The sequence below is a fragment of the Caballeronia grimmiae genome (genome assembly GCF_000698555.1).
GTDB lineage: Bacteria > Pseudomonadota > Gammaproteobacteria > Burkholderiales > Burkholderiaceae > Caballeronia > Caballeronia grimmiae.
Genome location: NZ_JFHE01000017.1, coordinates 58,150 through 77,185, shown reverse-complemented (window position 1 = coordinate 77,185; position 19,036 = coordinate 58,150). Strand labels below are relative to the sequence as shown.

At 62.8% G+C, this 19,036-nt stretch carries 16 protein-coding genes and 1 pseudogene; 10 read left to right on the top strand and 7 right to left on the bottom strand.

Annotated elements, in window-relative coordinates:
• The first annotated feature begins 10 nt into the window (after positions 1 to 10).
• On the top strand, positions 11 to 1,129 hold the full coding sequence (gene proB / locus BG57_RS18120) for a glutamate 5-kinase (RefSeq protein WP_035966830.1): 1,119 nt from the start codon (positions 11 to 13) through the stop codon (positions 1,127 to 1,129).
• Positions 1,130 to 1,209: 80 nt separating this feature from the next.
• Here the strand turns inward: proB and BG57_RS18115 are convergent, their stop codons facing one another.
• Positions 1,210 to 1,776: a CNP1-like family protein gene (locus BG57_RS18115; protein ID WP_035966914.1), complete on the bottom strand. Its 567-nt coding sequence runs from the start codon at positions 1,774 to 1,776 to the stop codon at positions 1,210 to 1,212.
• Between the two features lie 118 nt (positions 1,777 to 1,894).
• The gene (locus tag BG57_RS18110; protein ID WP_035966829.1) at positions 1,895 to 2,536 is read right to left on the bottom strand and encodes an RNA pyrophosphohydrolase; all 642 of its coding nucleotides are present in this window, start codon (positions 2,534 to 2,536) and stop codon (positions 1,895 to 1,897) included.
• 283 nt (positions 2,537 to 2,819) lie between these two features.
• Here BG57_RS18110 and BG57_RS18105 point away from each other — a divergent pair, with 283 nt between their 5' ends.
• Entirely contained in the window at positions 2,820 to 4,556 is a 1,737-nt protein-coding gene (locus BG57_RS18105; RefSeq protein WP_035966828.1) for a proline--tRNA ligase, read from the top strand.
• Entirely contained in the window at positions 4,556 to 5,155 is a 600-nt protein-coding gene (locus BG57_RS18100; RefSeq protein WP_035966826.1) for a MarC family protein, read from the top strand. Before BG57_RS18105 ends, BG57_RS18100 begins: the two co-directional genes overlap by 1 nt.
• A 95-nt stretch (positions 5,156 to 5,250) precedes the next feature.
• On the opposite strand, the gene BG57_RS18095 is transcribed toward BG57_RS18100, so the two are convergent.
• Together BG57_RS18095 and ffh are read right to left on the bottom strand one after the other, a co-directional pair.
• Entirely contained in the window at positions 5,251 to 5,802 is a 552-nt protein-coding gene (locus BG57_RS18095) for a hypoxanthine-guanine phosphoribosyltransferase (protein ID WP_035966824.1), read from the bottom strand.
• A 116-nt stretch (positions 5,803 to 5,918) separates the two neighbouring features.
• On the bottom strand, positions 5,919 to 7,286 hold the full coding sequence (ffh, locus tag BG57_RS18090) for a signal recognition particle protein (protein WP_035966823.1): 1,368 nt from the start codon (positions 7,284 to 7,286) through the stop codon (positions 5,919 to 5,921).
• Positions 7,287 to 7,408: 122 nt separating this feature from the next.
• On the opposite strand from ffh, the gene BG57_RS18085 reads away from it, so the two are divergent.
• The 3 genes from BG57_RS18085 (at position 7,409) to BG57_RS18070 (ending at position 12,362) form a co-directional block, all read left to right on the top strand.
• On the top strand, positions 7,409 to 8,323 hold the full coding sequence (locus tag BG57_RS18085) for a cytochrome C assembly family protein (protein WP_035966820.1): 915 nt from the start codon (positions 7,409 to 7,411) through the stop codon (positions 8,321 to 8,323).
• 25 nt (positions 8,324 to 8,348) lie between these two features.
• The gene (locus BG57_RS18080) at positions 8,349 to 8,663 is read left to right on the top strand and encodes a PP0621 family protein (protein ID WP_035966817.1); all 315 of its coding nucleotides are present in this window, start codon (positions 8,349 to 8,351) and stop codon (positions 8,661 to 8,663) included.
• Between the two features lie 705 nt (positions 8,664 to 9,368).
• A complete protein-coding gene (locus BG57_RS18070; RefSeq protein ID WP_035966812.1) occupies positions 9,369 to 12,362 on the top strand; it encodes a ribonucleoside-diphosphate reductase subunit alpha in 2,994 nt (997 codons plus the stop codon).
• Positions 12,363 to 12,518: 156 nt separating this feature from the next.
• Here BG57_RS18070 and BG57_RS18060 read toward each other — a convergent pair whose 3' ends face one another.
• A complete protein-coding gene (locus BG57_RS18060; RefSeq protein ID WP_035966808.1) occupies positions 12,519 to 13,916 on the bottom strand; it encodes an MFS transporter in 1,398 nt (465 codons plus the stop codon).
• 117 nt (positions 13,917 to 14,033) lie between these two features.
• On the opposite strand from BG57_RS18060, the gene BG57_RS18055 reads away from it, so the two are divergent.
• From BG57_RS18055 to BG57_RS31680, 4 genes and pseudogenes are all read left to right on the top strand, one after another.
• Positions 14,034 to 14,243: a DUF3820 family protein gene (locus BG57_RS18055; RefSeq protein ID WP_035966806.1), complete on the top strand. Its 210-nt coding sequence runs from the start codon at positions 14,034 to 14,036 to the stop codon at positions 14,241 to 14,243.
• Positions 14,244 to 14,801: 558 nt separating this feature from the next.
• Positions 14,802 to 16,043: a ribonucleotide-diphosphate reductase subunit beta gene (locus BG57_RS18050; RefSeq protein ID WP_035966804.1), complete on the top strand. Its 1,242-nt coding sequence runs from the start codon at positions 14,802 to 14,804 to the stop codon at positions 16,041 to 16,043.
• 104 nt (positions 16,044 to 16,147) lie between these two features.
• Positions 16,148 to 16,472, top strand: a pseudogene (locus tag BG57_RS34240) (hypothetical protein).
• A 31-nt stretch (positions 16,473 to 16,503) separates the two neighbouring features.
• Complete coding sequence (locus BG57_RS31680; protein WP_075583164.1) at positions 16,504 to 17,283, top strand: histone H1-like repetitive region-containing protein; 780 nt, start codon at positions 16,504 to 16,506, stop codon at positions 17,281 to 17,283.
• Positions 17,284 to 17,530: 247 nt separating this feature from the next.
• Here BG57_RS31680 and BG57_RS18040 read toward each other — a convergent pair whose 3' ends face one another.
• A complete protein-coding gene (locus tag BG57_RS18040; RefSeq protein ID WP_035966802.1) occupies positions 17,531 to 18,010 on the bottom strand; it encodes an outer membrane lipoprotein in 480 nt (159 codons plus the stop codon).
• Between the two features lie 25 nt (positions 18,011 to 18,035).
• Positions 18,036 to 18,974: a carbohydrate kinase family protein gene (locus BG57_RS18035; protein WP_035966800.1), complete on the bottom strand. Its 939-nt coding sequence runs from the start codon at positions 18,972 to 18,974 to the stop codon at positions 18,036 to 18,038.
• Positions 18,975 to 19,036 lie beyond the last annotated feature (62 nt).

The window sequence follows — 19,036 nt, the reverse complement described above, 5'->3', positions numbered from 1 at the left end:
AAAGCGCACGATGCGTTCGGTCATCGCCGCTGCGAAGCGAATCGTAGTGAAAGTGGGGTCCAGTCTCGTCACCAATGATGGGCGCGGACTGGATCACGCGGCCATCGCCCGCTGGGCGTCGCAGATCGCGGCGCTGCGCGAGCAGGGCAAGGAAGTCGTGCTCGTCAGTTCGGGTGCGATCGCGGAGGGCATTCATCGGCTCGGCTGGAGCAAGCGGCCGCGCGAAATCGACGAACTTCAGGCTGCCGCCGCGGTCGGGCAGATGGGGCTCGCGCAGGTCTACGAGAGCAGCTTCGGCGCGCACGGCATCCGCACCGCGCAGATTCTGCTCACACACGCTGATCTCGCCGATCGCGAGCGTTATCTGAACGCGCGCTCCACGCTGTTGACGCTGCTTCGCCTGGGCGCGGTGCCGATCATCAACGAGAACGACACCGTCATCACCGACGAAATCAAATTCGGCGACAACGACACGCTCGGCGCGCTCGTGGCGAATCTGATCGAAGGCGATGCGCTTGTCATTCTTACGGATCAGCGCGGGCTCTTCACCGCCGACCCGCGCAAGGATCCAAGTGCAACGCTCGTCGAGCAAGCCGATGCAGGTATGCCCGAACTCGAGCAGATGGCCGGCGGCGCGGGCTCGAGCCTCGGGCGCGGCGGCATGCTGACCAAGATTCTCGCGGCGAAGCGCGCGGCGCATAGCGGCGCGAACACGGTGATCGCGAGTGGCCGTGAAGCCGATGTGCTGACGCGGCTCGCTTCGGGCGAGATGATCGGCACGCAACTGATCGCGCGCACGGCACGCATCGCGGCGCGCAAACAGTGGATGGCGGATCACTTGCAGGTGCGCGGTCACGTCGTCATCGATGACGGCGCCGTCCAGAAGCTCACGGCCGACGGGAAGAGCCTGCTGCCGATCGGCGTCGTCGATGTGAAGGGCGCGTTCGGTCGCGGGGAAGTGATCGCGTGCGTCAACGATCAGGGGCAGGAAGTGGCGCGCGGCATCACCAACTACAGCAGTTCGGAAGCGCGGCTGATCCATCGGCGGCCGAGCGGCGAGATCGAAAGCGTGCTCGGCTATATGCTCGAACCGGAACTGATTCATCGCGACAATCTGGTGCTGGTCTGACATCGGCAGCCGTAAAGACAAAGCCCGCTGAGCCGAAAGGCCAGCGGGCTTTTTTGCTGCCAGAACGAGCGGCGAAACCGTCAGCGCAGGTTGATCGAACTCTGCGTGCGCTTGTACTGGATGTTCTCGACGATCTGCTTCGCATTGCCGACAGGCAGCTTGCTCGTGCAGAAGTAGTCCTGATACAGCGCCGCCTGATAGGCGTTCAGTTCGCCGTTCTCGATGCGCCGGAAATCGAACGTCGCGCCGCGATCCCAGCCGGTCTGCGCGTCGTCGATGCTTGCGTAGCGCCGCCATTCGTAGGTATCGCAGCGGATGCCTTCGTAGTTCACGTTGCGCGCGCCGCCCGGACTCGTCGCGACGACGACGTATCGCACGACGCCGTCACTGCCGACGGTAAGCGAAGTCTTGTCGACGGCGAATGTCAGCGGCGTGTTCTGCGAGACGTTGAACGGCAGCAGATTGGACGCTTGCGGCAGCGGCGGAAGCGTATCGACCTTGTTCTCGACCCATTCCGACTTCCGGTCGAGCAGATACGTGAACACGCCGTCATCCTGATTGGACGCGGACGGAGCTTTGGAACTGGAGCAGCCGGCGAGCGCGGCGAACACGGCCACGGCTACCGCAGATGAGACGATGACTTTCAATTCGATGTTCCCGATAAACGGATGCGCGGGCGGCAAAGCACCTGGCACCGCGAGCAATGCTCGCGGTGCCGGGTTCTTCGAAGTGCCGAGTGTCAAAATGGACGAAGACCGGTGCCGATCAATCGCACGATGCGCCCGTTGCGATGATCCGCACGTCTTCGCTGATCGTGCATTCTGCCTGAACCGCAGCGCCAGCGGCGGTTACGGCAGGTGCTTCGATCGTCATCGTCTGGACGACGCGTGGATAGCGCGGCCCGTGATGCGCGGCGCGTTCGCCGCGAGCATTGGTTCTCCGCAAGAAGCGGGAAAGCTCGGTGAGAGCAAGTTGATAAACGTCGCGCTTGAACTCGATGACCGCATCCAGCGGCACCCAGTACTCATTCCAGCGCCAAGCATCGAATTCCGGATGGTCCGTCGCGCGCAGGCAAATGTCACAGTCGCGCCCCACCATGCGCAGCAGAAACCAGATCTGTTTCTGACCGCGATAATGTCCGCGCACTTCGCGCTTGATGAACTTATCCGGCACCTCATAACGCAGCCAGTCGCGTGTGCGACCGACAACTTTCACGTGTTCAGGCAGCAGGCCGGTTTCTTCGTGTAACTCCCGATACATTGCTTGCACGGGGGTTTCGCCGTATTTGATACCCCCTTGCGGAAACTGCCAGGAATGTTCACGCAGCCGCTTGCCCCAAAACACTTCGTTGCGCGCGTTCAAGAGGATGATGCCGACGTTCGGGCGAAAGCCTTCACGATCCAGCATACAACCACCTTCGAATCCTTTAAAATTGCTTTGATTATAAACAGATAACGGACCCGGCGCATCGGTTTCAACCCGCGGCGGCCGCTGCATTTCGGGGCAGAAATGCGCTGAAGTGCGAGGAATCTTTGCCACGCGACCGGGAAGGCGGCAGAATCTTCTTCTTGTCGGCCGGAGTCAGTGCGTGCCGGTTCACGCAAGCCGTCCACCGTTCCGTTGTTCACCCGTCTTGCCAGCCTCGTAGCCACATGGTTCGAGGCGCGCGCCGCTTTTGGAAAATTTCTGAATGAAAGCATCCCGTTTCTTCATCGGCACCCTGAAGGAAGCCCCCGCCGACGCCGAGATCGTCAGTCACAAGCTGATGATGCGCGCCGGCATGATCCGTCGCGTCGCGGGCGGTATCTACGATTACATGCCGATAGGCCTGCGTTCCATTCGCAAGGTCGAAGCCATCGTGCGTGAAGAGATGAATCGCGCGGGCGGGCTCGAATTGCTGATGCCCGCCGTGCAGCCCGCCGAGCTGTGGCAGGAATCCGGCCGCTGGGAGCAATACGGTCCGGAGCTGCTGCGCATCAAGGATCGCCACGAGCGCGATTTCGTCGTCGGGCCGACGCACGAAGAAGTCGTGACGGACATCGCGCGCCGCGAGATCAAGAGCTATCGCCAGTTGCCGGTCAACTTCTATCAGATTCAAACGAAGTTCCGCGACGAAATCCGCCCGCGTTTCGGCGTCATGCGCGGCCGCGAATTCATCATGAAGGACGCGTATTCCTTCGATAAGGACAGCGCCGGCCTCGCCGAGTCGTACCGCAAGATGTACGACGCCTACGTGCGCATCTTCACGCGCATCGGCCTCGAATTCCGTGCGGTCGCGGCGGACAACGGTTCGATCGGCGGCAGCGGCTCGCACGAATTCCACGTGATCGCCGAGACGGGCGAGGACGACATCGCGTATTGCCCGACTTCGGACTTCGCCGCGAACGTGGAAGCCGCGGATGCGCTGCCGCTGATCGCGCAACGCGCCGCGCCCACCGAAGCGCTCACGAAGACGCCGACGCCCGGCAAGGCGAAGTGCGAAGCGGTCGCCGAGCACCTGAACATCCCGCTCGAAAAGACCATCAAGTCGATCATCCTCGCCACCGACAACGAAGGCGCGGAACCGACCATCTGGTTGCTGATGCTGCGCGGCGATCATTCGCTGAACGACGTCAAGGTCAACAAGCTGCCGGGCCTCGCGGGCTATCGCTTCGCGACGGAAGCGGAGATCGTCGAATGGTTCGGCACGCCGCCGGGCTATCTCGGGCCGATCGGCACAAAGAAGCCGGTGCGTGTGATCGCGGACCGCACGGTGGCGAACATGAGCGACTTCGTCGTCGGCACCAACGAAGTCGATTTCCACACGACCGGCGTGAACTGGGGCCGCGATCTGCCGGAACCGGAAGTCGCGGATATCCGCAACGTCGTCGCGGGCGATCCTTCGCCGGACGGCAAGGGCACGCTCGAAATCTGCCGCGGCATCGAAGTCGGCCACGTGTTCCAGCTCGGCACCAAGTACTCCGAGTCGATGGGCGCGACGTATCTCGACGAGAACGGCAAGCCTGCGCCGATGCTGATGGGCTGCTACGGCATCGGTGTGACGCGCGTGCTGGGCGCGGCGATCGAACAGAACTTCGATGACAAGGGCATCATCTGGCCGGAATCCATCGCACCGTTCGAGGTCGTGATCTGCCCGATGGGTTATGACCGCAGCGACGCCGTGCGCGAGCAGGCGGACAAGCTGTATGCGACGCTGACCGAAGCGGGCATCGACGTGATTCTCGATGATCGCGGCGAGCGACCCGGCGTGATGTTCGCGGACTGGGAACTGATCGGCGTGCCGCATCGCATCGTGATCGGCGATCGCGGGCTGAAGGAAGGCAAGCTCGAATACCAGGGCCGCCGCGATACCGAAGCCACGCTGCTGCCGGTGGAAGAGGCTGCGGGCGTTGTGACAGGCAAGGTGCGGGCGGCGCTCGCGAAGTAATGCAGTACAACTTCCTGTCTGCGACGGTTCTGCTGCTGCTCATCACCGATCCGCTCGGCAATATCCCGATCTTCATCAACGCGCTGCGGGGTGTCGCCATCGAGCGGCGCCGCATCGTGGTTCTGCGCGAAGTGGCGATCGCGTTCGGCATCCTGCTGTTTTTCATGCTGGCCGGCGACCGCTTCCTGCGCGCGATGCATCTGACGGATTTGTCGCTGCGCATCGGCGGCGGGATCGTGCTGTTTCTGATCGCGCTGCGGATGATCTTCCCGCATCCGGACGGCCCGATGGGCGGCGACTCGCGCGGCGGCGAACCGCTGATCGTGCCGCTCGCGATTCCCGCGCTCGCCGGGCCTTCCGCGCTCGCGACGGTGATGCTGCTGACATCGCAGGCGCCGGGGAAAATGGTCGAATGGATCGGCGCGCTCACGGTCACGATGATCGTGTGCGCGGTCGTGCTGATTCTCGCGGAGAAGATTCAGCAGTGGCTCGGCGAACGCGCGGTGACGGCGTTCGAGCGCCTGATGGGTCTGGTGCTGGTCGCGATCTCGGTCGAGATGATGCTCGAAGGGATACGGACCTTCGTGCATCAGTTATGAAAAAAGCGGCCTTGGCCGCTTTTTGTTTGAGGTTCGCTCGTGATTGAAAAGGGCCGCTGATGCGGCCCTTGAGACGAACTTAGGAAACGAAGCGCTTACGCCCCTTCCGTCAACGCACGGATCGTCGGCAGATTCCGCCAGTATCCCTTGGCATCCATACCGCAGCCGAACACATAGCGATCCGGCACTTCGAACCCGCAGAAGTCGGGGCGCAACGGCTTCGCCTTCGGGATGATCTTTTCGCACAGCACCGCCGACAGGAACTGTTTCGCGCCCATCGCCATGATTCGGTCGCGGATGGCGGCCATCGTTTCCCCTTCGTCGAGGATGTCGTCCAGCACGAGCACCACGCGATCCTTCACCGATTCCGCCGGCGCCACGCGCCATTGCATTTCGCTGCCGCCCTTGATGGCGTTGCGATAGCGCGTCAGGTGGATGTAGTCGAATTCGAGCGGGAAGTCGAGGTGCGGCAGCAGCATGCCGGTAAACACGGCCGCGCCCCCCATAACCGAGAGCACGAGCGGGAAGTCTTCGCTCGTCGCCGCCTTGATGGCCGCAGCCATGCGCTCGATGGATGCGTTGACTTCGGCAGCCGAAACGATCTCTTCCGAGTGGCTAAAAATATGGAGGGCTTCTTCGCGATTCATAGGGAAAGCGGGGGAGGCTGACTGCTTGCTGTGGAAAAAACGGCGGCGCGCGCCTTATCATAAACCCGCGTCTCGTCGCCGCATCGGCGAAAAAACACGGGCTCGATGCAACGCGATCAACGCATGCCCGGCATCATGCCCTTCATGCCGCGCATCATCTTCTGCAGATTGCCGCCCTTGAGCTTCTTCATCATGCCGCGCATTTGCTCGTACTGGTTCAGCATGCGGTTCACCTCCTGCACGTGAACGCCCGCGCCCGCCGCGATACGACGCTTGCGCGCAGCCTTGATCAGCTCCGGCTTGGCGCGCTCCTGCAACGTCATCGAGTTGATGATGCCTTCCATGCGGCGCATCTGCTTTTCGGCGTTGTTCATGTCCGCGCCTTGCGCGGCTTGCTGGAACTGCGCGGGCAGCTTGTCCATCAGCGACGACAGACCGCCCATCTTCTTCATCTGCGACAACTGCGCCTTGAAGTCGTTCAAGTCGAAGTCACCGCCTTTCTTGACCTTGTCGGCGAGTTTCTGCGCGGCGGCGGTGTCGACGCCGCGCTGCGCTTCCTCGACGAGCGCGAGAATGTCGCCCATGCCGAGAATCCGGTTCGCCATGCGATCCGGATGGAAGACTTCGAGACCATCGAGCTTTTCCGCGACGCCGACGAACTTGATCGGCTTGCCGGTAACGTGACGCACGGAAAGCGCCGCGCCGCCGCGCGAGTCGCCGTCGAGCTTCGTGAGCACGACGCCCGTCAGCGGCAGCGCGTCGTTGAACGCCTTCGCGGTGTTGACGGCGTCCTGACCGAGCATCGCATCGACGACGAACAGCGTTTCAGCCGGCTTCAGCAGCGCATGAAGTTCGCTGATCTCGTTCATCATCGCTTCGTCGATGCCGAGACGGCCGGCCGTATCGACGATCACGACATCGTGGTAATGCCGCTTCGCCCAGTCGATCGCCGCGCGCGCGATGTCCGCCGGTTTCTGATCCGGCTCCGACGGGAAGAAGTCCGCGCCGACCTGCTCCGTGACCGTCTGCAACTGGCGGATAGCGGCGGGGCGGTACACGTCGACGGAAACCGTCAGCACTTTCTTCTTCTGCTTTTCGCGCAGCAGTTTGGCGAGCTTGCCGGTGGTCGTCGTCTTGCCCGCGCCCTGCAGGCCGGCCATGAGGATGACCGCGGGCGGCGTCACCGCGAGATTCAGTTCGGCGGCCTTGCCTTCGTAGTCGCCGCCGATGACCGCGGTGAGTTCGCGCTGCACGACGCCGACGAGCGCCTGACCCGGCGACAGGCTCGACAGTACTTCCTCGCCGAGCGCCTTCTCCTTCACCTTGGCGATGAACTCGCGCACGACCGGCAGCGCCACGTCGGCTTCGAGCAGTGCGAGGCGCACTTCGCGCAGCATTTCCTGCGTGTTGGCCTCGGTGAGCCGGGCCTCGCCGCGCAGCGTCTTGACGACGCGCGCCATCCGTTGAGTGAGGTTGTCGAGCATGGGGAATGTAGAGAGTGCGGCCCTTGTTGTCCCGCGACGTGAAGACGGCTTCGCAGCGATGCGCTCTATTCCGGCGCAAGGGGAAGACGTCGCAGGTTCGGGGCCTAGTGTAAACTTCGAACATGGATATTGTACTGTATGCCCTCACTGCGCTTCTCTACGGCGGACTGGCCGTGGCGGGCTGGCGCGCGCATCGTCATACGGGCGTCGAGCCGGCGCTGGCGGGCGTGCCTGCGGGCGTGGGCGCGACGCCCGCGGCTGCATCGAAGGCCTCCGGCATGAGCGGCGTCGGGCGCGCGCTACTATTAATAGCGTTGCTCGTGCACGGCCTCTTGCTGCACACGACCATCTTCCCGCAGAACGCGATGGTGTTTGGCTTCGCGTTCGCGCTTTCCGCGATGTTCTGGCTCGGCGCGGGCATCTACTGGATCGAGAGCTTCTTCTTTCCGCTCGACGGCTTGCGCCTGCTCGTGCTGCCGCTCGCGTGCGTGGCGTCGGTCCTGCCGCTCGTGTTCGGCGGCGTGCGCGTGCTGTCGTATTCCGCCGCGCCGATGTTCAAGCTCCACTTTCTGATTGCGAACATCGCGTATGGGTTGTTCGCCATCGCCGCGCTGCACGCCATTCTGATGCTCATGCTCGAACGTCGCCTGCAGCGCATGCGCGGCCTCGCGATGCGCCACTCGGGCAACAACGGCTGGCTCGCGAGCTGGCTCGACACCTTGCCGCCGCTGCTTACGCTCGAAAAGCTGCTGTTCCGGCTGATCGGCGCGGGCTTCGTGCTGCTGACGCTCACGCTGGTGTCGGGCATCGCGTTCAATGAGCAACTGGTCGATCGCGCGTTGCGCTTCGATCACAAGACCATCTTCGCTTTCCTCTCCTGGCTGATGTTCGGCGCGCTGCTCACCGCGCGGCGCATCTCCGGCTGGCGCGGGCGCGCCGCGCTGCGCTGGGTGCTTGCTTCGTTCGTGGCGTTGCTGCTCGCGTATGTCGGCAGCCGGTTCGTGTTCGAAGTGCTGCTGCATCGCGCCGTCATCTGAGCGGGCGATTCCACTTTTCCAGTCGATGCGAAACTTCATTCTTCTGATCGTCCTCTTCTTCGTCACGCAGTGGCTCCTGAAGAAGCTGCGCCGCGCGAATCAGCGCGCCCAGTCGGGCGCCACAGGCGCGGCGGACTCCGCCGGTTCGACGAGCTCGCGCGCCCGCAACGGCGCCGCAGCCAGCGACGCCCCGCAACTCGCCGATCCGCTCATCCGCTGCGCGCAATGCGGCGTGCATACGCCGCGCAGCGAAGCCATCGTCGTGGCGGGAGAACGCTTCTGCTGCAGCGATCACGCACGCCGCCACGCCAACCGTCCGACGGGCCGCGACGCACGATGAGCGATTGACCGATCAAGCGCGACCGCTCAGGACGCGCATCGCATTTCAAACGATCGCCACCGCGCGTTGCGGTCATTGTTTTTCTCATTTCAGCCCACCATCTGCGCAGCCCCGCGCCCCGCGACTATGCGCCGCGTAAGGTCTTTCTCGCTGCGACGCAGCAGCGTCAGGCTCGATGCCTTGTCGTGCTTCGGCGTTGCAGAAGTCAACCCCGCGAAGGCGTTTCGTCAGCAAAAAAACCTTTTTGAGACCGTGCGAAGTTCCACTATACTTGGTGCTCGCAGACGTAATTTGCACTATATCTTGTGTTGTTGAGGCGGCGCCCGCTCCTACGAGCCGGCGCCGTTGGCTTTCCGGCGCAAGGGAACGTTCGGCTGGCCGGGGCGCTTTCCGGCGTGGAAAAACGGCGAACCGTATCGAGCGCCGGCGAGCATCACCGTGAAGAAGGCAGCAAGTGAACGCGCGTCGCGTCGGCCGATAACCGCGCGCCAACGCGGGCCCCGCACGCGGCGCCAAGAACAGTGCGGGCCGACATCGCCGCGAATCGCGTTTCAGGGCTTGCCGGCTTCACGGCCGACTTCACAGCCCGGCTTCACCGCAAAAAAACACCGCGCGTTGCATCGTCGTCAGATGGCGCGATACGCGCGGCACAAGTGATAAATCCGCGGATCATCCGCACCATTCGAACACCCAGGAGTTTTGCACATGCAAACCACCGAGAACGCCACGTCTTCCTTCGAAGGCGCATCCGCACAGCCCGCGGGCGGTGCGCAAGGCCAGGGCGCGCAAGCGCTCGCGCCCAACACGACGTTTGCCGACTACAAGGTCATCCGTCGCAACGGAAGCGTGGTGTCGTTCGAGCCGTCGAAGATTTCCATCGCCGTGACGAAGGCGTTCATCGCCGTCAATGGCGGGCAGGGCGCGGCTTCGGCGCGTGTGCGCGAGCTCGTCGAGCAGCTGACGCAAGCGGTCGTGCGCGCGCTGGTGCGCAGCCGTCCGCACGGCGGCACGTTCCACATCGAAGACATTCAGGATCAGGTCGAACTCGCGCTGATGCGCGGCGGCGAGCACAACGTCGCGCGCGCCTACGTGCTGTATCGCGAGAAGCGCACGCAGCAGCGTTCGCAAGAGCGCTCGGCCGCGCAGGATGCGCAGTCGCACGAAGGCGGCGTCATCAACGTGACGGACAACGGCGTGACGCGCCCGCTCGATCTCGAAGCGCTGAAAGGGCTGATCGTCTCCGCATGCGCGAATCTGGGCGATGCGGTGTCCGCCGATCCGATCGTTGCCGAAACGGTGAAGAACCTGTACGACGGCGTGCCGATGAGCCAGGTCTACGACTCGGCCATTCTCGCGGCGCGCACGATGATCGAGAAGGACCCGGCATACAGCCAGGTTACGGCGCGCATTCTGCTGCACACGATCCGCCGCGAAATCCTCGGCGAAGAAGTGACGCAAGCCGAAATGGGCGAGCGTTACGCCGAATATTTCCCGCAGTTCATCAAGCGCGGCATCGAAGCCGGGCTGCTCGACGAGAAGCTGCAGCAGTTCGACCTGAAGCGCCTCGGCGCCGCGCTCGACGCGAATCGCGACCTGCAATTCGGCTATCTCGGCCTGCAGACGTTGTACGACCGCTACTTCCTGCACGTCGACGGCACGCGCATCGAGTTGCCGCAGGCGTTCTTCATGCGCGTCGCGATGGGCCTGTCGCTCAACGAGATCGACCGCGAAGCGCGCGCCATCGAGTTCTACAACGTGCTGTCGTCGTTCGACTTCATGTCGTCGACGCCGACGCTGTTCAACTCGGGCACGCATCGCTCGCAGTTGTCGTCGTGCTATCTGACGACGGTTGCCGACGATCTCGACGGCATCTATGAAGCGCTGAAGGAAAACGCGCTGCTCTCGAAGTTCGCGGGCGGCCTCGGCAACGACTGGACCCGCGTGCGCGCGCTCGGCTCGCACATCAAGGGCACGAACGGCAAATCGCAGGGCGTGGTGCCGTTCCTGAAGGTCGTGAACGACACGGCCGTCGCCGTGAATCAGGGCGGCAAGCGCAAGGGCGCGGTCTGCGCGTACCTCGAGACGTGGCACCTGGACATCGAAGAGTTCCTGGAACTGCGCAAGAACACGGGCGATGACCGTCGCCGCACGCACGACATGAACACGGCGAACTGGATTCCCGACCTGTTCATGAAGCGCGTCCACGAAGGCGGCGACTGGACGCTGTTCTCGCCGGCCACCTGCCCGGACCTGCACGACCTGTTCGGCGCGGCGTTCGAAAAGGCGTACACGGCCTATGAAGACAAGGCGGCGCGCGGCGAAATCAAGCTGTTCAAGAAGGTGCCGGCGGCGCAACTGTGGCGCAAGATGCTCGGCATGCTGTTCGAGACGGGCCATCCGTGGATCACGTTCAAGGACCCGTGCAACGTGCGTTCGCCGCAGCAGCACGTGGGCGTCGTCCATTCGTCGAACCTGTGCACGGAAATCACGCTGAACACGAGCGACAGCGAAATCGCGGTCTGCAACCTCGGCTCCGTGAACCTCGTCGCGCACTTGACGAAGCAGGCCGACGGCACGCTCGCGCTGGATCACGAGAAGCTGAAGCGCACGATCAGCGTCGCGATGCGTATGCTCGACAACGTCATCGACATCAACTATTACGCGGTGGCGAAGGCGCGCAATTCGAACCTGAAGCATCGTCCGGTGGGCATGGGCATCATGGGCTTCCAGGACTGCCTGCACTTGTTGCGCACGCCGTACGCGTCGCAGGAAGCGGTGGAGTTCGCGGATCGTTCGATGGAAGCCGTCTGCTACTACGCGTACTACGCGTCGACGGAACTGGCGGAGGAGCGCGGCCGTTACGCGACGTATCGCGGCTCGCTGTGGGATCGCGGCATTCTCCCGCAGGATACGATCAAGCTGCTCGCCGAAGCGCGCGGCGGTTATGTCGAAGTCGATACGACCGAGACGATGGACTGGTCGACGCTGCGTTCGCGCATTGCGACGCACGGCATGCGCAATTCGAACTGCGTGGCGATTGCGCCGACGGCGACGATCTCGAACATCATCGGCGTGTCGGCGTGTATCGAGCCGACGTTCCAGAACCTGTACGTGAAGTCGAATCTGTCGGGCGAATTCACGGTGGTGAACGACTACCTGGTGCGTGACCTGAAGGCGCGCGGCCTGTGGGACGAGGTGATGGTCTCGGACCTGAAGTACTTCGACGGCACGCTGTCGCGCATCGACCGCATTCCGGCGGACCTGCGCGCGATCTACGCGACGGCGTTCGAAGTCGATCCGAAGTGGCTGGTCGAGGCGGCGTCGCGTCGTCAGAAGTGGATCGATCAGGCGCAGTCGCTGAACATCTACATGGGCGGCGCTTCGGGCAAGAAGCTCGACGAGGTCTACAAGCTCGCCTGGCTGCGTGGCCTGAAGACGACGTATTACCTCCGTACGATGGCGGCGACGCACGTCGAGAAGTCGACTGTTGCGCACGGTGCGCTGAACGCGGTTCCTTCGTCGGGTTCCGATGGCGGCTTCGGTGCTTCGGGCGGCGGGGCATCGGCGGCGAGCGGTGCTGCAGGCGGTGGCTTCAACGCCGCGCCTGCCGCAGCGGCGGATGCACCGGAAGCCGATGGCCCGGTTTGCATGATGCGTCCGGGCGACGCCGGGTTCGACGAGTGCGAGGCCTGTCAGTAAGAGGTTTGCTCTCTCGTCGCGAGAGGGCGCTTGGGGGAAGCCTGGCTTTCCCCGAGCGGTAGGGCCGGTATCGGATGCTTCTTTCCCTCGGGGACGACTTCGATACCGGCCTTTTTCATTGCGGCGTCGAACCAGCGCGGCAGAGCAAGAATGAACTTACCCTCGCGTCCCGCGCGAGATCTCCCGTCCGGCATCGCGCGACAGGCGCGCAGTAACCGGCATCGAAAGAAACGAAAACAGGCCCACCACCATGAACGCAGGCCAGAAGTCCGACCAGCGCACGGAAGCGTGGCCATTCAGATACTGCGACAGCTCGAGCGTGATGCCGGCGATCGTCACCCCGAGCCCAAGCGAAACCTGCTGCACGAAACTGGCCAGGCTGGTGGCCCGGCCCACATCGCGCGTCTCGATCTCCGCGTAAGCGAGCGAGTTGAGCGACGTGAACTGCAACGCAGGAAAGAACCCGCCGAGCAGCACGACCGCCCAGATGACCCATGTCGGCGTGCCGGGAAAGAACGCGCCGCATGCAGCGATCGCGATCCCCGACAACGCCGCGTTGTACAGCAGCGTCTGCCGGAAGCCGAAACGATGCAACACGCGCGACGCCAGCGATCGCATGAACATGCCGCCGAACGCGGACGCACACGTGATCGCGCCGGACTTGAACGCCGTCATGCCGAGGCCTTCCTGCAGCGCGAGCGGCAGCAGAAAAGGCACGGCGCCCAGTCCGATGCGAAAGAGCGAGCCGCCACCGACGCTCGCCTGAAACGTCGGCACGCGAAAGAAGCGCAAGTCGAGCAGCGGCCGCTCGGCGCGTCGCGCATGCAGGATGTAGAGCGCGACCATCACCGCGCCGAGCACGCACATCGCGTAAGCGACGCTCTGCGGCACCAGCTCGCCGCCGACGAGCGACAGCCCGAGCATCAGCAACACGCCCGCGCTCGCCGAAAGAAAGAAGCCGAACCAGTCGAGCCGGCCGGGATGCTCTTCACGCGTGTCGGTGATGTATCGATTGGTCAGGTAGATGCCGGCAATGCCGATCGGGATGTTGATGAAGAAGATCAGCCGCCAGTGCAGATACGTCGTGATGAAGCCGCCGAGCAGCGGACCGGCGGCGGGTCCGAGCATTGCAGGCACCGACAGGTAGTTCATCGCGCGAATGAACTCCGAGCGGCGCACCGAGCGGAAGATGATGATGCGTCCGACGGGCACCATCATCGCGCCGCCGACGCCCTGAATGAAGCGCGCGACGGTGAAGGTGCCGAGCGATGTCGACGCCGCGCAAAGCAGCGAGCCGACGACGAAGATGCCGATGGCCGTGCGAAACACGACGCGTGCGCCGAAGCGGTCGGCGACCCAGCCGCAGATCGGAATGAAGACGCCGAGGCCAAGCACATAGCTCGTGACCGCGATCTTGAGCGTGACGGGATCGCGTCCGAACGCCCGGGCCATTTCGGGAATCGCAGTAACGATGACGTTGGCGTCGACGCTTTCCATGAACATCGCACATGCGACGATGAGAGGGGCAATGAAAGCTTTGACGGCGAGCGGCATCAGAGAACGATCATCATGGCGGGAGGAGCGGCGATTATGGCACCGATGTGGAGCACACGCCGACCGCCAGCGTCAGGCTATGTGATGCGATGAACATGCAAGAGGAGTCGAGAAACGATGGACCCGCAAGACCTGCAACGTCTCGTCACGCAGACGATGCCCTACGGCAAGTACAAGGACCGGCTTATCGCCGACTTGCCCGCACACTATCTCGCATGGTTCGCGCGTGAGGGTTTTCCTCAAGGCAAGCTCGGCGCGTTGCTTGCGCTCATGCACGAGATCGATCACAACAACCTGCGTTCTCTGCTCGATCCGCTACGCCGATGACGCTTTTTTCGCACTTGCGCAGCGGCCCTATAGGTTGTATGGATCGACCGCGACAGACACAATATCTTGTATGGATTAGGCCGAAAATGCTAAACTTCGGCAACGAAATCGAAGCGCTCTAACGAGTCGCCGGCTGCGTTCCTCGCGCATCGAATGCGCAAGAAAAATCGCGAGTCCGACATGCCGCTTCATCGTCGATGACATCGCATGCGAGTTCGCATGAGCCGCATGAAGGTCACGTGTGTCGGACACTCATGCGAACCATCGAACGCTTCACATCGACACATGCTGCGCTCGCGTTCGAACCATCGCTTCGAAGCATCGAAGCAACGCTGCGCAGACCGCACCGAAGCACTCGATGACAGTCAGTGAGGACCGCTTCACACCTGTCTCATCGGTGCCTGCATCACGCGTCACACATGAAGCGACGAGCCAAGTGTTGTATGCAGGTAGCAACGCTGAATCCAAATCGCTAGAAAACGAGAATTTTCATGAGCAAGCTCTTTTATCGCTCATGAAAAGATGGTACAAACCGATCTAAATTGATGGTGAGAATTTATGCTCAACTGGGATGACGAGAACACGACCGTAGCTCCCTCGAGCGCTTCGCAACAGAACCCGTTGCGCAACGCTCAAGGCACGACTTTCGGTACGCAAGCAGCACATGCTGCAGCTCATCAAGCCGCCCATCAGTCTGCTCAGGCGAACAACATCTTCTCCGATGGCTTCGTTCCCCCGGCAGCCGCCACGCCCTCCGCGGGCGCTATCGCCGCGCAGAGCGAAGCGCGCGTCAACGTCGCAGACAAGCGCATCATCAACGGCCAGACCGACGTCAACCAGCTGGTGCCGTTCAAGTACAAGTGGGCGTGGGAGAAGTACCTCGCCGGTTGCGCGAATCACTGGATGCCGCAGGAAGTGAACATGTCGCGAGACATCGCCCTGTGGAAAGACCCGAACGGTCTGTCCGATGACGAGCGTCGCATCGTCAAGCGCAACCTCGGCTTCTTCGTGACGGCGGACTCGCTCGCCGCGAACAACATCGTGCTCGGCACGTATCGTCACATCACCGCTCCGGAGTGCCGCCAGTTCCTGCTGCGCCAGGCGTTCGAAGAGGCGATCCATACGCATGCGTATCAGTACATCGTCGAATCGCTCGGTCTCGACGAAAGCGAGATCTTCAACGCGTATCACGAAGTGAAGTCCATCCGGGACAAGGACGAGTTCCTCATCCCGTTCATCCAGACGTTGACCGATCCGGCCTTCACCACCGGCACGCTGGAAGCGGACCAGAAATTGCTCAAGTCGTTGATCGTGTTCGCCTGCATCATGGAAGGTCTGTTTTTCTATGTGGGCTTCACGCAGATTCTGGCGCTGGGTCGCCAGAACAAGATGACGGGCGCGGCGGAGCAGTATCAGTACATCCTCCGCGATGAATCGATGCACTGCAATTTCGGCATCGACCTCATCAACCAGATCAAGCTCGAAGAGCCGCAACTGTGGACCGCCGAGTTCAAGGCGGAGATCCGTGAGCTCTTCAAGCAAGCTGTTGATCTTGAATATCGCTACGCTGAAGACACCATGCCGCGCGGGGTTCTCGGCCTGAATGCGTCGATGTTCAAGAGTTACCTGCGCTTCATCTGCAATCGGCGTTGCCAGCAGATCGGCCTGGACCCGCTCTTCCCGAACGAGGAAAACCCGTTCCCGTGGATGAGCGAAATGATCGACTTGAAGAAGGAACGCAACTTCTTCGAGACACGCGTGATTGAGTATCAAACCGGCGGCGCGCTGACCTGGGAATAACAACAAGCCCAGGACGTGTTGCAGACGAAATCGATGGGACGGGCAGGCAGCGGCGTGTCACTCACGCGCGCCTGACTGACAAGGTTTAGGAGAACGGTCGCCTGATGCAAAGTGCGCCTACTGACTTAACGGGCCGAGTGGCCCGATTCGAAGACAGGCGTTTTGCGTTCCCTTCAATGGGATGGGCAAACTTCCCCCCGGAAAACGCCAGCGGCAAGCTCGCTGGCTCGATCAAGCGATGGGCGGCGCTCGGTATTGGCGCTGACTTTATTTGGCGCGCGGTGCCTCGGGGCACGGCGCGCCTTGCCGTATTCATTAGCGTAAGCAGGTGGGATCAGCGTACGCCGATGAATAATCCGCTTCGTAGCGTGTGCCCTGAGAGCCTCCACGCGGGAAGCGGGTTTTGACGAAGGGTGTTGTTTGAACTGACTCTCATCTGAAAACCTGAAGGAGAAAAATCATGGCAGTCGCCAAAAAGAAACCCGCCGCTAAGAAGGCCGCAGCAAAGAAAGTCACCGCCAAGAAGGCAGCCGCTCCGGCGAAGAAGGTAGCGGCAAAGAAGGTCGCCACCAAGAAGGTCGCTGCAAAGAAAGTCGCAGTGAAGAAGGTTGCAGCCAAGAAGGCAGCGCCGGCGAAGAAGGCCGCAGCAAAGAAAGTCGCGACCAAGAAGGTAGCGGCAAAGAAGGTCGCCGCGAAGAAGGCGCCGGCGAAGAAAGCCGCAGCCAAGAAGGTCGCTGCGAAGAAGGCGCCCGCTAAGAAAGCCGCAGCCAAGAAAGTCGCGACCAAGAAGGTAGCGACGAAGAAGGCCGCTGCGAAGAAGGCGCCGGCGAAGAAGGCTGCCGCCAAGAAGGCGCCTGCGAAGAAAGCGGCCGCGAAGAAGGCTGCAGCCAAAAAGGCTCCTGCGAAAAAGGCCCCCGCGAAGAAGGCTGCTGCGAAGAAAGCCCCTGCGAAGAAGGCGTCGGCGAAGACTGCTTCTGCTCCTGCCGCGCCTGCTGCTCCTGCGCCTGCTTCGACGTCGGCGTCGGCTCCCGCGCCTGCTCCCGCAGCGAAGAAGGCTGCGCCCGCAGCGAAGAAGGCTCCGGCCAAGAAGGCCGCTGCTGCCAAGAAGACGACCGCTGCCGCTCCCGCAACGACGGCAACGACTGTCTCGACGCCTGCTCCGGCCGCTCCGGCTGCAGCAGTCAAGACGGCGCTGAACCCGGCGGCGGCATGGCCGTTCCCGACCGGCAGCCGTCCGTAAGTCTCGGCACAAGCAGGACGCATCACCGCGGCACACCTCGCTGTGCCTTACGACCGGGTAGGCCTACCCGGCCTCGTCCCGTCGCTGGGGAAACTCGGCGACGGGTTTTTCGCGTGGCGTCGCACACAGCGGCAATGTCACGCGCTCGAGCAAGCGGCAAACAAAAAGCGCATGCCTCTTTCGAGGCATGCGCTTCTGTCATCCGCCGAAGAATCGCTGACGATTCCTCGGTTGAATCCGCCGGTGCCTAGTGCGTCACGCGCGTCACGCCGCCGCTCGACAGCAGGCGAACGCGCTCGCCAGCCTGAAACACTTCGCCGTTCGATGTCTGCGTGATCGCGCGAAGGTCGCCGTTGTCGAGGCGCACGGTGATCTCCAGGCCGTTCTTCGTCGCGACGCTGTTCTCGACCGCGTTACCCGCGACCGCGCCCGCCAGACCGCCGATGATGCCCGCGATGATCGACCCGTTGCCGCCGCCGATGGCGCTGCCCGCCGCGACACCGCCGAGCGCGCCGCCGCCGATTGCGCCGAGACCGCTCGGCTGCCCGTTGTTCGAGCTGATCTTCACGCCGCGCACGCTTTCGACGGTCGCCATGCGCACCGTTTCCTCGCGCTGAGCCTGCGACGCCGTGTAGACGTCGGGCGAACTGCTGTTATACGCGCAGCCCGTCAGCGCCACTGAGCCGATGAGCGTTGCTGCCAGCATGATGCGACTTACCGTTTTCATCCCTTCACTCCCTTCTTCCACTCGCTCACGACAGGCTCGTTCCGAATGCCTGCTTGAAACGCTCTTCGATTTCGGCGCGCGTCGGCGCATAGGTTTGCGGGCCTTGATGTTCGATCTTCAACGCACCCATCAGACTCGCGAGACGCCCCGTTTTTTCCCAGCCAAGATTGTTTTCGATGCCGTACAGCAGGCCGCCGCGGAACGCGTCTCCGCAACCGGTCGGATCGACGACCTGACGCGCCTTCGCAACCGGCACGTCGAGCACGCCGCCCTCATGATAGATCTGGGCGCCATGCTCGCCGCGCGTCACGATCAGCGCATCGACGCGGCTCTTGATGTCTTCGATCGACCAGCCGGTCTTGTTGCTCAACAACTTGGCTTCGTAATCGTTGACCGCCACGTATTTGGCAAGTTCAATCATGCGACAGAGTTCTACACCATCAAGGATAGGCAAACCCTGACCCGGATCGAAGACGAACGGCACACCCGCAGCCGCGAACTGGGCGGCGTGTTCGCGCATGCCGTCGGCGCCGTCCGGCGCGACGATGCCGAGCGAGATGCCCTGCGCTTCGTCGGCGCGGTTGAGGTGCGATTCCATCATCGCGCCGGGGTGGAAGGCGGTGATCTGGTTGTTCGCGAGATCGGTCGTGATGAAGCATTGCGCCGAGTGCTGGCCGGGCAGCACGCGCACGTATTCCTTCGACAAACCGAGCGCGTCGAGGCGGTCGATGTAAAGCTGCGCGTCCGCTTCGCCGAGCGTCGCCATGATCTTCGGATCGCCGCCGAGCAGTTTCAGCGCATAGGCGATGTTGCCCGCACAGCCGCCGAAGTTGCGCCGCATCGTCGGGACCAGGAAGCTGATGTTCAGCATGTGCACCTGATCCGGCAGGATGTGGTCGCCGAAGCGGCCCTGGAAAGTCATGATGTTGTCGTAGGCGAGCGAGCCGCAGATGAGCGTAGCCAAGGCGAGCGTCCTTTAAGTTGGGGTGCCGAGCAAGAGAATGCGCATACGGCGCGCGGCGGCGG